We start from the raw sequence: 12543 nt of genomic DNA on the forward strand, positions 1-12543 counted from the left end.
TCCAGGCACTAGTTTTCATGAAATCCTTGTTTTCAAGAATGTTTTACAGTATAATTTCTATAAAGGCAGCTGCAAATTCCGTCATAAATTATGCATCAAAGAAAGCGACAGGTATATGGCAAGAACAGTAAGCATTGGAAATCAGGATTTTGAGAGTCTGAGGAAGAGGAATAATTTCTATGTGGATAAGACCGGTTTCATAAAGGAATGGTGGGAATCGGACGATGCCGTGACGCTGATTGCCCGTCCCCGGCGTTTTGGAAAGACATTGGCAATGAATATGCTGGAGAAGTTCTTTTCGATGGAATATGCGGGCAGAGGAGACCTGTTTGAGGGGTTGAGCATATGGGAAGAAAAATCCCCCTTGGGGGATTATAAATATCGCCAGCTACAGGGGACGTACCCTGTTATAATGCTCAGTTTTGCGGATATCAAAGAGACCTCCTTTGCGCAGGCGAGAAAAGCCATATGCCGTACTATCAAGCTGCTGTTTGACAGATTTGACTTTTTGCTGGAAGGGGATTTGCTGAGCCAGAGCGAAAAGGATGACTTCAGGCAGATATCTGTAGAAATGGAAGATAATGCGGCATCTTTTTCTCTGAAAGTTTTGTCCATTTATCTGTCTCGTTACTATGGCAGGAAAGTAATTATTCTTCTGGATGAATATGATACTCCCATGCAGGAGGCATATGTAAATGGGTATTGGGAGGAAATGGTCGCATTCACCAGGAGCCTGTTCAATGCCGCATTCAAGACGAATCCTTATCTGGAGCGGGCAATCATGACGGGGATTACAAGAATCAGCAGAGAATCCATGTTCTCGGATTTGAACAATCTGGAGGTAGTGACCATTACTTCGGAAAAATATGCGGATAGTTTCGGATTTACGGAAGAAGAAGTGTTTGCGGCTCTGGATGAATATGGCCTGTCTGACAGGAAAGAGGAAGTGAAGCAGTGGTATGATGGGTTTGTGTTCGGAAACCGTACAGATATTTACAACCCATGGTCTATCATCAATTATCTGGATAAAGGGAAGGCGGCGTCCTACTGGGTCAATACCAGTTCTAACAGCTTGGTTGGGAAACTGGTACGTGAGGGAAGCCCGGAACTTAAGATGACTATGGAAAGGCTGCTTCAGGAGGAGGGTTTCCGGGCCACGCTTGATGAGCAGGTTGTTTTTGATCAGTTGGATCAGGGCGACGACGCTATATGGAGCTTGCTGCTTGCCAGCGGTTACCTGAAAGCGGAGCATGTGGAATTTAAGAAAGAAAGCGGAGAAACAGAATATGATTTGAAGCTGACGAACATGGAAGTGCGCTTGATGTTCCGTCAGATGATTAAGGATTGGTTCAGGGGATGCCGCAGGGTCAATAATGCGTTCCTGCAGGCTCTGCTGGCGGATGATATAAAGGCGATGAATGCTTATATGAACAAGGTCGCTCTGCAGACTTTCAGTTATTTTGATATGGGAAAGAAACCCTCTGAATTGGAGCCGGAGCGATTTTATCATGGTTTTGTGCTGGGGATGATGGTGGAATTGGCGGATAGATATGTGCTGACCTCTAACCAGGAGAGCGGGTTTGGCAGGTATGATGTGATGTTGGAGCCAAAGCGGGAGAGCAGAGCTGCGGATAATCAGGATTTAGATGCGATTATTATAGAATTTAAAGTGCAGGATACAGATGAGGAGCAGGAACTTTCGGATACGGTGGAAGAGGCGTTGGCGCAGATAGAGCGGCAGAGGTATGATGCGGCGCTGGAGGCGAAAGGGATTCCCGGGGGACGGATTCGGAAGTATGGTTTTGCTTTTTGCGGGAAGAGGGTGTTGATTGGGAAAGGGGGTACACATGCCAAGGACAGTGAGCATCGGATGTCAGGACTTCGAGACGATACGGAGGGAAGGTTATTTTTATGTTGACAAATCATATTTCATAAAGGAATGGTGGGAAGAGGGGGACAGCGCGACCCTGATTACCCGGCCCAGGCGTTTTGGGAAAACATTGACCATGAGCATGGTGGAGAAGTTCCTTTCTGTGGAGTACGCGGGCAGGGGCGACTTGTTCGCAGGCCTGGCTATCTGGAAAGAGGAGAAGTTCCGCAGGCTTCAGGGGACATACCCTGTGCTCATGCTCAGCTTTGCGGATATCAAGGAGACATCCTTTGCGCAGGCGAGGAAAGCGATGTGCCGCGTGATTAAGGCGCTTTACGACAGGTTCAATTTCCTGCTGGAGGATGGCCCGTTAAGCGAGAGCGAGAAGAGGGATTTCAGGGAGATATCGGCGGACATGGAGGACAGTGCGGCGTCCTTTTCGCTGAAGATGCTGTGCTGCTATCTGTCCCGTTATTATGGAAAAAAGGTGGTAATCCTGTTAGACGAATATGATACGCCCATGCAGGAGGCTTATGTGAACGGATTCTGGAATGAGATGGCTGCATTTACCAGAAGCCTGTTCAATGCCACTTTTAAGACAAATCCATATATGGAACGCGCCATCATGACAGGAATCACGAGAGTAGGAAGGGAGTCTATGTTCTCGGATTTGAACAACTTAAAGGTGGTGACGGTCACCTCGGAGGAATATGGGGACTGCTTTGGTTTCACGGAAGAGGAGGTGTCTGCCTCCATGGATGAGTTCGGACTCGTGGAAAAAGGAGAAGTATGCGCATGGTATGACGGTTTCGCGTTCGGGAAAAAACGAAGCATTTACAATCCCTGGTCCATTATTAACTACCTGGACAAACGGCAGTTCAGGCCTTACTGGGCGAACACCAGCTCCAACAGTCTGGTCGGAAAGCTGGTCCGGGAAGGGATACCGGATGTAAAAATCATCATGGAAGATCTGCTGCAGGGAAAATCCTTCCACACGACAATTGACGAACAAATCATATTCGCTCAGCTTGACCATAACATAAATGCAATCTGGAGCCTGCTCCTGGCCAGCGGCTATCTGAAAGCGGAGCATGTCACGTATGATGAACGCGGAAAAGCGGATTATGAGCTTCGGCTGACGAACCGGGAAGTGCGGATGATGTTTGAGCGCATGATTGATGGCTGGCTCGCGGAATATACCCCGGACTATAATGCCTTTGTCAAGGCCCTGCTGCTGGGCGACAAAAAGGCGATGAACATCTATATGAACAGGACAGCCATGGCCACCTTCAGCTGCTTTGACTCGGGAAACAGGCCATCAGAGGCTTCGGAGCCGGAGCGGTTCTACCATGGTTTCGTGCTGGGACTGATGGTTGACCTGGCGGACAGGTACAGCATTACATCGAACAGGGAGAGCGGATTCGGACGTTATGATGTCATGCTGGAGCCGAGAAACAGGGATGATGACGCGTTCATCTTTGAGTTCAAGGTGCGCGACCCGGGGGAGGAGCGCAGCCTGGAGGATACCGTGTGTGCAGCTTTGAAGCAGATTGAGGAAAAGCACTATGCCTGCACATTGGAAGAGAAAGGAATTCCAGGAGATAAAATTCGGAAATACGGCTTTGCCTTTGAGGGGAAGAAGGTGCTGATTGGTTGAGCGGCAGTCACGCCGTTGAAATATAAAGCGCTTACCATCTGAATTGTGCATGTATAAAATGAAAGAGCGGTGCGGGAAAACAAATTCTCCAGCACCGCTTTTCGTCTCTGTGTAAATTCCTAATGAGGAAGGGGAGCCATCCCCAACTCCTCCCTCAGTTCGTCCACGCTCGGAAGAGGAACTCTGCATTGCTGATCGGCTGCATAATCATAGTAAGTGCTCCGATCATCCTTTTCCCATAGCGGACGGCCCTGATAGCCGTCATAAGGACGGATTTTTGTTACAGTCTGTCTTGATTTTTCTGATTGCATAAACATTCCTCCTACTGTCGATTTGATAATTATAATACTCTAAAGTGCCTCTTTGCAAGGCATTTCATTCAAATTTCAGAAATAAATTCTATTGTATATTGGTTGTAGCGAGAAAGTTTTCCACCTCCTGCATCAAGCCTGCAGGAGAGTCTCCGGCAACAATGTGGTACGCGTCTTCCAGCTGCTTTTTTTCTGACTGCAAAGCGCTGTCTCCTTTCAGTCTGTCCACATATGTCTGCGCGCATCTGACAAGATATCCCTCCAGCTCGGCCCAAACGACAGAGTCATTAAGAAAATCCAGTTTATCATTACGGTAACTTGCATTTTCCGTAGCATAGCCGTAAGTCTTGACCGCTATATCCTCCGGCACTGGCCGGCCGGAAAACTGCAACGGCAATTCCCACACTACATCACGGCACCAGCTCTTCCGAAACTCGGGATGTTCCTGCTCAAACATAATATTCTGCCAGTTTCAGCGCCCATAAGGCATAAAACGCCCGAAGCTTTGCCGGCGCGTAATGCACTACGGCGTTAAAATCGCGAATCTGGAAAAACTGTATGTCCGTCCTCAACGTGCCGTGAAGCGTTAAGCTGATTTTTTGAATAAATTCGTAGATATCCTCATTGCAGCTGAACAGATAAGAGCCCTTTCGGCTTCCCTCTTCAGTCGCTTTCTTTATTTCAGACTCAAGCATATGAATCAACAGGGAAAACGGATGATACAATGAATAAAAGTCGTATTTTTTAGCCGGAGCGCGTTCTAATGCTTTTAACGATTGCAGCAGCTGCTTCCGTGGTGCCAAAGCAAATTAACCTCATCCGCCAACCTCAGATTTTCCGGCTCGTTTCGCTTTAGCCAGGCTTCCACGACAATCAAAAGCATGGCGCTCTGCCATTTCAATATGGGGATGGACAGTCCCTTGTCCATGCGCTCCATCGTAAGATTGCTTCTCGTATGGAATACAAGGAAATATTCCAGAAATAATATCTTCTCCTCCTCACGAAAATATTTCAGCGTACCGACCAACATCCCCCAGAAAAGGAATTTGTCCTTCTTCCCCAGTTCCCCATATCCCGCAACTCGGAGGTCACATGCCGCAGTCTCTTTTATCAACATGCGCAACGCTTTTCTGTTTCCTTGAGGTTCTTTCCCACTGATGCGACAATATTCCCTGTATGCAGGAAGTTTTGACAAGCAAAGAGATATAGAAGCGGTGGTCAGAAAGCCGACAGGCTGTTTTGCAGACGGACTTACTTCCGAAACCCTGTAAAAATCCCAGCTTACCCTGGAGAATTTCGGAAACGGAATAAAGGCAAGAGAAGAATGGAAAAACGCGGAAAGGATATACAAAGAATTGACTGTTTCCATCCATCCCATACCAGTTGCCTGGCTTCGTCAACTTCCTGCTGTAGCGCCAGCTGGTGCTGCCTTTCCCGGGAGATTGCTTCAAGAAATTCGGCAAAGGGCTGTATGTACCAGAATATGGAAACCCTGTGGAGCGTGCTGTTCACCACCGGTTATCTGCCCCAACGAGGAAAGGAAACTCTCGCGCAGGGCGGAAGTGCCCTACCCTAATGCTTTAAATAGAGGCTCATTTTGCCCTGAATGCCCAGAATTTACTGATTAAGAAATTCAGCGGCACACTGATGATCAGATTAATCAGCGGGGCGATGAATTTAGAGAGGCCTACCGTCTGAATCCAGAACCACCCCAGGAGGTTATTCAGGACGATTCCGGTGAAACCGTATGAGATATATGTCTTCAGCAGAGCTTTGGGGACAGACCTCTTTTCCCCATCCTGCATGGTGAACACGAAGCGGCTGTTCCAGTAGAAAGACCAGAGGACGCTGAGCAGAAACGCTACGACGTTTCCTGCAATGAAGTCCCAGTCCGCCTCCAATGGCCGCATCAGGAACAGCACCAGCACGTTGAGTGCATAGCTGACCAGCGTATTGGACACCCCTACGATGCCGAACCTTATGAACTGCAGGAGACTGCTTGCCGTTTCGCCTGAAGCATCCAAATGGAATGTTCTTAGGATTCTTTGTATTCGTTGGATCTGCCTGTTGTCCATAATGCAGCCTCCCTTTTTTACCGTAAATGGCTCCCGCTCCCTGCTTTTCCTCTCCATACCCGCCCTATCGGCAGCGAATAGGGGGCCATTTATCGTCGATTATTGAAAGCGGTTAATCGCCTCAATGACGTATTCCTGTTCTTCTGCCGTCATTCCATTATATAAAGGGATTGACAGCACCGTCCTTGCATAGCACTCCGTAATTGGCAGGCTCCCTTCTCCAAAGCCCAAATACCGGTATGCTTCCGACAAATGGGGCGGGATGGGATAGTGGATGATGGTTCCGATTTCCCTATCGTTTAAGTAATCAATCAGCTCCTGGCGGCGTTCTGTGCGTACCACGAACTGATGCCATATATGGGTGGCTCCATCTCGAATACTTGGAAGGACGATATCGGGATGGGTGAGCTCTGCCAGATATCGGCCACAAATCCTACGCTTGTCAGCCTCCAGCTCCTCCATATGGGACAGCCTCACCCGCAGGAGTCCAGCCTGCAGCTCGTCCAGCCGCGAGTTCGTTCCTACCACGCGGTTGTAGTATCTTTTCTCGCTCCCATAGTTGCGGAACACCCGTACATCTTCCGCTATCTTAGGGTCATTTGTGACGATTGCTCCAGCGTCCCCGAAAGCTCCCAGATTCTTGGAAGGGTAGAAAGAGAAGCAGCCAATGTCGCCGAACGTCCCCGTCATCTGTCCGCCAAAGCGTGCCCCATGGGACTGGGCGCAGTCCTCTACCACGCGGAGGCCATGCCTCCTGGCGATGTCCATGATGGGAGCCATGTTGGATGCCTGGCCATATAAGTGGACTACCAGGATAGCTTTGGTCCTATCTGTTATTCTATCCTCTATTTGGGATGCATCTATGTTAAAATATTCATCGGGCTCAACAAACACAGGGGCGGCTCCATTGATTGTAATCCCCATGACACTGGCAATGTAGGTGTTTCCCTGAACAATCACTTCATCGCCTTTGCCGATTCCCAGAACACGGAAAGCAATCCAAAGGGCATCCAGGCCGCTGGCCAATCCCACACAGTATCTGCTGCCGGTATATGCGGCAAATTCTTCTTCAAAGGACTGAACCTCTTTTCCGAGGACGTACCACCCGGAACGAAGCACTTCCAAAGCTTTCTTTTCAAATTCCTCTTGATAGAGGTAAAATCCTTTATCCAATCTATTCGGCATTATCTTCATAACATCTTCTCCTTTTTATGTGGATTCGTTTCTTCTTGCCGTAAATAGGAGAATTACCTAATGTTTCATGGCATTTCCTCATCAATGATTGCAATATACTCATCATAATTCCGAATATATTCTGTGGTATCATAATGCTCACTGGCCAGGCAGAGCAGTACGGAATCTGCGCTGAAATCATACATATCTTTCCAGAGCATGGCGGGCAAATAAATTCCTGTGTGAGGGCGGTTCAGAACAAAGACTGCTTCATTCCCTTTTCCGTCCTGTACCTTTACTTTACAGGAACCTGCCACATTGATTAGTACAAATTGAGATTTGCGGTTGGCATGCTGTCCTCTGACCACATCATTGGCCGAACCGTAGATGTAAAATATGCGGGCAATGTCAAAAGGGATATCTTTCATCCCCTCCACCACAACTAAATGCCCCCGGTCATCTCCGTTTTGGGAGAATTCCAACATTTGTGCACCAATATGTTTTGACATGTACTTACCTCCTCGTATCTTGACAAAGCCTGCCATCAAAGCGTTTCGCTACACGTCCCTGATAACCCGTGCCGGGATTCCCATGACCACTTTCCCGCCCGGGACATCCCTCGTCACCAGCGCGCCGGCTCCGACAATGGCATTGTCGCCAATCCTGACGCCGGGAAGGATATTTGCGGCAGCCCCGATGGTGACGTAGTCCCCGATGGATGCCCCCCGGACATGCCCCTCATCATACTCTTCCCTGCCCATGGTATTGTCGTTGGTAGTGGCCACCAGGACGCTGATAAAGACATGGCTCCCAATCACCATGTTTCCGGTGATATGGGAATTGTCCATTATCTTCGTATAGTCGCCAATCCTCGTATTATAGTTCACGCTCACATTCCTGCTGATGATGCAATGGCTGCCGATTCTGCACTCTTCACGTATCGAGCAGAAGTCGCCTAATAGATTGTGGCCTCCTATCTCGCTTCCGGCATACAGGATTACAGAAGGGCAGAGGATGCAGCCCGTGCCTATCTTCAGCTCCGGGTATTCCGGCTTCAGCTTCCGGGAGGTGGCGCCCGGAGAAGTGGGCGGCTTCCCTATGACACAGTGGTCATATATCTCACATCCGGATTGGATCACCGTATTGGGGTAGACCACCACATAATCATGTATGATTACGCCATCCTCGATCGTCACATTGCCATGTATGACGGCGGTATCGGCGATATGGGCTTTGCTGCTTATCATATCCATCCCTCCTCAGATTCCGGGGCCTTGACGATGGCATATCCATCCAGGACCAGTTCGCCTTTCTGGTTCTCGGCATAGGTCCTGAGCTTCACTATCCTTTTGTCAGGATTGAGCACATCTGCCACTTCTGCTATGGCGGTGATGGTATCACCTATGTAGACAGGTTTCAGGAACCTGGAGTCCTGTTCCATGTAGATTGTCCCCGCCCCTGGCAGGTACATGCCTATCACTGTCGAGACCATCCCGGATATGAGGGCTCCGTGTGCAATCCTGGCATGCGCAAAGCTGTCGGCGGCAGCTACCCCGTCCACATGGATCGGATTGAAGTCCCCTGTTATCCCCGCAAAAAGATAAACATCTGATTCGGAGACTGTCTTCGCAAAATGCGCCCTGCACCCAGGCGCTATCTCCTTCCCAAACATCCTCATGCGGCCTCCTTTCTATATATCCTCCAGGGCATCCCGGACGGCAACCGTGTCAGGCCGCAAATTCTTTTCCTTAATTTACCCCCCCGAGCCTTAAGCCCTCATACTGGGGCAGGAACCTGTACTCTTCCTTCAAAATGCCATACCACTTCAATGTCTTGAATCCTCCTTTCAGATATATATGTTTTCTGGACGTGCCCTCATATACAAAGCCACATCTCTCATACAGGCGAATCGCCTTTGTGTTCTCCGACAGCACATTCAGGTATACCCTTTCCAACATCCAGTCCCGAAAGGAAATCGTCAGGAGCTGGTGCGTAGCATCTGTGGCTATCCCCTTACCTTGAGCGCATCTGCGCAAGCTGATGGCATATTCGCCATGCCTGTCGCGCAGGCTGATGTCTTTTAGGCTGATAGTCCCCAAATACTCATTCTGCTCACTGGCAATGGCAAAGTGTATGCTGCTCCCATCTGCCATGAGGTATTGCGCGTTCTCTATAAATGATTTTGCATCATCAAGGGTCTTGGACATCATGTCCGTCTGGAATCCTGCCTGGATATCGGGGTCATGCATCCACTCCAGCATTCCCTCTGCGTCTTTCAGACTAAGTTCACGTAGATGAATCATCTTCCGCCCCCTTCATGCTCTCTTCTATAATATAAGGAGGACGATTCCGAGAGGCGTCAAATGCACGCCACAGATATCCTCCTAAGATGCCTAATGTAAGCATGATTATGCCGAAACTGAATAGATTGAACATAAATAACGTTGTCCATCCACTTACATCAATAGCCCCTGCCAGTTTGCACGTCAGCACTACTATGGCCCATATTACGGCTCCGATGCAGGAGAAAGTGCCTATCCCAGAAACGATTGCGATGGGCAAGGTAGAAAAACTGAATAACGTATCCGCCACCAGACGCAACTTCTTTTTCAAAGTCCATTTGCTGCTCCCAATCTCCCTGGCAAGTCGTGTATAATATACCTGTCCGGTTTTAAAGCCGCTCCACAAAATCTGTCCGGTCAGGGCGCTGTTCTTTTCATCCAGCTGCGTCAAAACTTGGATGACTTTCCGATCCAGCAGATAGACATCAAAACCTCCCCTGGGCATCTGGGGCAGCGCGGTCTTCCTTACCAGCCAGTAATACAGATTGGCGAAAAGGGTCTGCCCTTTGCCCTCCTGGCGGTCTTTCCGGACTGCCAAAACGACATTCTTGCCTTTCCTCCATTGTTCCGCCATTTCCAATATAAGCTCTGTGGGTTCCTGCAAATCCGCTGCTTTTACTACGGCACAGTCCCCAGTACATTGTGCCAGGCCACATAGGATAGCTGCATGAGAACCAAAATTCCGAGAAAGACTGTATATTTTCACTCTCTTGTCTCTCTCTGCCAACTGTTTCATGATTGCAAAACTGTTGTCTCTTGAACCATCATTTACCATGACAATCTCCCAATCATATTCCGTATGATTCAACACTCGTTCATACATATTCTGATAAAGGGAGAGCAAATTGTCCTGATTATAGTACACAGGAATGATTATTGATATTTTCATTCGTACTCCTTTCAGCTACAGTCATTTAAAACATGAAACCGCCCGGATTATTCCATGACAGATTTGCATAATTTCCAATTGAAACCACAATAAATACTATTGATAGAGCTGTCATCATGACAATATATTTAATTCTTTCTTTTCTTGAAGCTTTCCTTATCCATTTAGGGAAAGAAAAACATGCTACATAATAGGCTAGGAAATCCAACACAATAAAGTATCGCCATTCAATTTGCATCGCCAGCAATGGCAATGTTAAAAACACAAGAGCTATGCTCCCCATTACCACTTCCTTTTTATTGAAACATGTGGAAAATCTCCTTTTATTAAATAAAACCAGGCAAAAAGAGGACCACAGCGCCGCATTGAAAGTCAACATCAAAACTCCTTCTATTCCCACCAAAATGTAGGGTGTATCCGGATAAATCATAGGTGTCCGCATATCTATAGCCATGAATAGTTTCGTAAAGAAAAAGCTCATAAATTCCAATGGATGGGAAACGAATATATATGCAAGATCAAGTAATTTCAATTCCTCCACACCGGGATAAATGGAATTTATCATAAGCGTTCCCAAGGAATCTTTCAGGAAATAGGGCCACGCTTGTGTTGCTGTATCCATAGAAAATTGAATATTTGCTTCAATCAGGCTTTGCCCCCCCAGGTAATTTCCCATGCTTCCGCCGATGTATTCCAGACTATAGCTCCGCAGATAATTAGTCACGATTTGCGGAACGCCAAGAACAAATATCCCAGCACAAACACACAGAAAAGCTTTTGATATTGCTTTCCATGTCATTTTATGCCTGCGGAGCCGGACAGCCAACCATATTAGCTCTACATATAACAATACAGAATAAGATTGCCTGCACAAGACAGCAGCCACAAGAAAGAAAAAATTCCAAAACAGCAGAATGTTCTTCTCCCAATTAATATATTTTAAGAAAAAGTACACTGCGCAAAGCGCAAAAAAGAATGGAAGCAAATCAGCCATCGGCCACAATATATGTCCCCTCAAAAAGACAAAGAAACAGATATTCATCAAAACTATCTGCCAGATTTTTACTCTTTCCCTTTCATTGAGCATACTGTATATAGAAGGCAGCAAAATACAATTCAAAAAACTGGCCAGGAATGACAAAATGATAAAGGTAGCAATCAATGGATTTGTTTGAAGCAGTCTTCCAAAGAGCCATTTTATCATGCCATAAAAAAACGATATGAAATATCCTCTGAAAGGAACCTTCGATGTTATTTCGATGAAGCTGTCGACCGAGAATCCATCCTGCCCCAGAAAAAACACATCCGCGCTGTACCAGTACCAGCCGGCATCGAATCCCATGGTATTTGCTTCCAGATATTCCCGAACCATATCATAATGCATACAAGCGTACAAGCTGAATAAAGCTCCGAATATCATGAAAATCAATTTTGGGGACTGAAACACTTTTCTTTGCAATATCCCAGATTTGTAAAGCTGCGGCACGGCTTTCTTTGCAAAGCCCATGCCCGCCCATAAAATAATCCAGGCAATAACCGATATCACTATTAAAACGGCAATATATTCCAGCATGCGCCGTAAAGACAACCCCTCATAATACAACAGGGAAATTGTTATCTGCTGTTCTGTATTCCTACTGCATTTATATTCCTGGCTATGGCCGTCAAACATAATTTTTATGTCTGAAGCTTTTGCATTTGTAATAAGTATGATATTGCTTTCCGCTGCTTTTGTGACTTCCACCTCCAAAACAGGCATTCCATCTACGGAAAGGAAATGATTTTCTTCTATTTCCTCAAAATCCTTAAAATTGAGAACCCGCATGCTGGGATTTATAATCCATATATTGCTGTTGGCCTCCCCATTTTCAGATAAAACCTCCAGCTTTATTTTTTTCGGAAGATGCGATTCTAATATTTTATCATTTATGCTGTTTCCGCACAGAATGGTGATTCCCAGAAAACAGGCAACAAATAGCAGGATATTATTCCTTGTAGTTTTCCGTATGCTGTATAAATCCCTCTTTTTCCATAAATACCTAATGCCAGTCTCTGTCAAGAGAATAAGTATTGTCAGCAGAATTAAGGTTAGCAGCCCCAAAGCAATACTGAAGGTTATGTCATCATTCTTTTCATAAAAAAGATTCACTATTTTCGGAAACAATATCAAGCCAAGCGCCACTAAGTAGATAACAAAAATCCGGGGTCTTTTCATATTCATGCCTC

At 46.9% G+C, this 12543-nt stretch carries 13 protein-coding genes and 2 pseudogenes; 2 read left to right on the plus strand and 13 right to left on the minus strand.

From position 1 onward, the window contains the following. Positions 1–115 precede the first annotated feature (115 nt). A complete protein-coding gene (locus tag NFS35_RS12970) occupies positions 116–1918 on the plus strand; it encodes an AAA family ATPase (RefSeq protein WP_251207552.1) in 1803 nt (600 codons plus the stop codon). Beyond that, complete coding sequence (locus NFS35_RS12975) at positions 1848–3527, plus strand: AAA family ATPase (RefSeq protein WP_251207553.1); 1680 nt, start codon at positions 1848–1850, stop codon at positions 3525–3527. The genes NFS35_RS12970 and NFS35_RS12975 overlap by 71 nt, the downstream gene beginning before the upstream one ends. Positions 3528–3646: 119 nt before the next feature. Here NFS35_RS12975 and NFS35_RS12980 read toward each other — a convergent pair whose 3' ends face one another. The 13 genes and pseudogenes from NFS35_RS12980 to NFS35_RS13040 form a co-directional block, all read right to left on the minus strand. After that, a complete protein-coding gene (locus NFS35_RS12980) occupies positions 3647–3838 on the minus strand; it encodes a hypothetical protein (RefSeq protein ID WP_251207554.1) in 192 nt (63 codons plus the stop codon). Between the two features lie 88 nt (positions 3839–3926). Next, positions 3927–4295, minus strand: coding sequence for a hypothetical protein (locus NFS35_RS12985; protein WP_251207555.1), 369 nt, complete (start codon positions 4293–4295; stop codon positions 3927–3929). Further along, positions 4288–4641: a hypothetical protein gene (locus NFS35_RS12990; RefSeq protein WP_251207556.1), complete on the minus strand. Its 354-nt coding sequence runs from the start codon at positions 4639–4641 to the stop codon at positions 4288–4290. The genes NFS35_RS12985 and NFS35_RS12990 overlap by 8 nt, the downstream gene beginning before the upstream one ends. Then, a complete protein-coding gene (locus tag NFS35_RS12995) occupies positions 4608–4955 on the minus strand; it encodes a hypothetical protein (protein ID WP_251207557.1) in 348 nt (115 codons plus the stop codon). The genes NFS35_RS12990 and NFS35_RS12995 overlap by 34 nt, the downstream gene beginning before the upstream one ends. A gap of 475 nt (positions 4956–5430) precedes the next feature. Then, positions 5431–5913, minus strand: coding sequence for a GtrA family protein (locus tag NFS35_RS13000; RefSeq protein ID WP_251207558.1), 483 nt, complete (start codon positions 5911–5913; stop codon positions 5431–5433). 99 nt (positions 5914–6012) lie between these two features. Beyond that, entirely contained in the window at positions 6013–7107 is a 1095-nt protein-coding gene (locus NFS35_RS13005; RefSeq protein ID WP_251207559.1) for a DegT/DnrJ/EryC1/StrS family aminotransferase, read from the minus strand. A 65-nt stretch (positions 7108–7172) separates the two neighbouring features. After that, a complete protein-coding gene (locus NFS35_RS13010; RefSeq protein ID WP_251207560.1) occupies positions 7173–7595 on the minus strand; it encodes a sugar 3,4-ketoisomerase in 423 nt (140 codons plus the stop codon). Between the two features lie 57 nt (positions 7596–7652). After that, positions 7653–7802 (minus strand): annotated as a pseudogene (locus NFS35_RS29895) (DapH/DapD/GlmU-related protein); the annotation flags it as partial. Between the two features lie 387 nt (positions 7803–8189). After that, positions 8190–8339 (minus strand): annotated as a pseudogene (locus tag NFS35_RS29900) (hypothetical protein); the annotation flags it as partial. Further along, positions 8330–8764: a MaoC family dehydratase gene (locus NFS35_RS13025; RefSeq protein WP_330640199.1), complete on the minus strand. Its 435-nt coding sequence runs from the start codon at positions 8762–8764 to the stop codon at positions 8330–8332. The gene NFS35_RS13025 and the pseudogene NFS35_RS29900, both read right to left, overlap by 10 nt. Before the next feature lie 70 nt (positions 8765–8834). Next, positions 8835–9389: a GNAT family N-acetyltransferase gene (locus tag NFS35_RS13030; RefSeq protein WP_251207561.1), complete on the minus strand. Its 555-nt coding sequence runs from the start codon at positions 9387–9389 to the stop codon at positions 8835–8837. After that, positions 9373–10317, minus strand: a complete 945-nt coding sequence (locus NFS35_RS13035; protein WP_251207562.1) for a glycosyltransferase family 2 protein — start codon at positions 10315–10317, stop codon at positions 9373–9375. Before NFS35_RS13035 ends, NFS35_RS13030 begins: the two co-directional genes overlap by 17 nt. Positions 10318–10342: 25 nt before the next feature. Next, positions 10343–12532: a hypothetical protein gene (locus tag NFS35_RS13040; RefSeq protein WP_251207563.1), complete on the minus strand. Its 2190-nt coding sequence runs from the start codon at positions 12530–12532 to the stop codon at positions 10343–10345. Between the last annotated feature and the right edge of the window lie 11 nt (positions 12533–12543).

This window comes from Acetatifactor aquisgranensis (assembly GCF_943193215.1).
GTDB classification, from domain to species: domain Bacteria; phylum Bacillota; class Clostridia; order Lachnospirales; family Lachnospiraceae; genus Acetatifactor; species Acetatifactor aquisgranensis.

What these genes read in the sequence shown, in the direction of transcription:
- NFS35_RS12970 (WP_251207552.1), top strand. Translation starts at nt 116, where the DNA reads ATGGCAAGAACAGTAAGCATTGGAAATCAGGATTTTGAGAGTCTGAGG.
- NFS35_RS12975 (WP_251207553.1), top strand. Translation starts at nt 1,848, where the DNA reads ATGCCAAGGACAGTGAGCATCGGATGTCAGGACTTCGAGACGATACGG.
- NFS35_RS12980 (WP_251207554.1), bottom strand. Translation starts at nt 3,838, where the DNA reads ATGCAATCAGAAAAATCAAGACAGACTGTAACAAAAATCCGTCCTTAT.
- NFS35_RS12985 (WP_251207555.1), bottom strand. Translation starts at nt 4,295, where the DNA reads ATGTTTGAGCAGGAACATCCCGAGTTTCGGAAGAGCTGGTGCCGTGAT.
- NFS35_RS12995 (WP_251207557.1), bottom strand. Translation starts at nt 4,955, where the DNA reads ATGTTGATAAAAGAGACTGCGGCATGTGACCTCCGAGTTGCGGGATAT.
- NFS35_RS13000 (WP_251207558.1), bottom strand. Translation starts at nt 5,913, where the DNA reads ATGGACAACAGGCAGATCCAACGAATACAAAGAATCCTAAGAACATTC.
- NFS35_RS13005 (WP_251207559.1), bottom strand. Translation starts at nt 7,107, where the DNA reads ATGAAGATAATGCCGAATAGATTGGATAAAGGATTTTACCTCTATCAA.
- NFS35_RS13010 (WP_251207560.1), bottom strand. Translation starts at nt 7,595, where the DNA reads ATGTCAAAACATATTGGTGCACAAATGTTGGAATTCTCCCAAAACGGA.
- NFS35_RS13025 (WP_330640199.1), bottom strand. Translation starts at nt 8,764, where the DNA reads ATGAGGATGTTTGGGAAGGAGATAGCGCCTGGGTGCAGGGCGCATTTT.
- NFS35_RS13030 (WP_251207561.1), bottom strand. Translation starts at nt 9,389, where the DNA reads ATGATTCATCTACGTGAACTTAGTCTGAAAGACGCAGAGGGAATGCTG.
- NFS35_RS13035 (WP_251207562.1), bottom strand. Translation starts at nt 10,317, where the DNA reads ATGAAAATATCAATAATCATTCCTGTGTACTATAATCAGGACAATTTG.
- NFS35_RS13040 (WP_251207563.1), bottom strand. Translation starts at nt 12,532, where the DNA reads ATGAAAAGACCCCGGATTTTTGTTATCTACTTAGTGGCGCTTGGCTTG.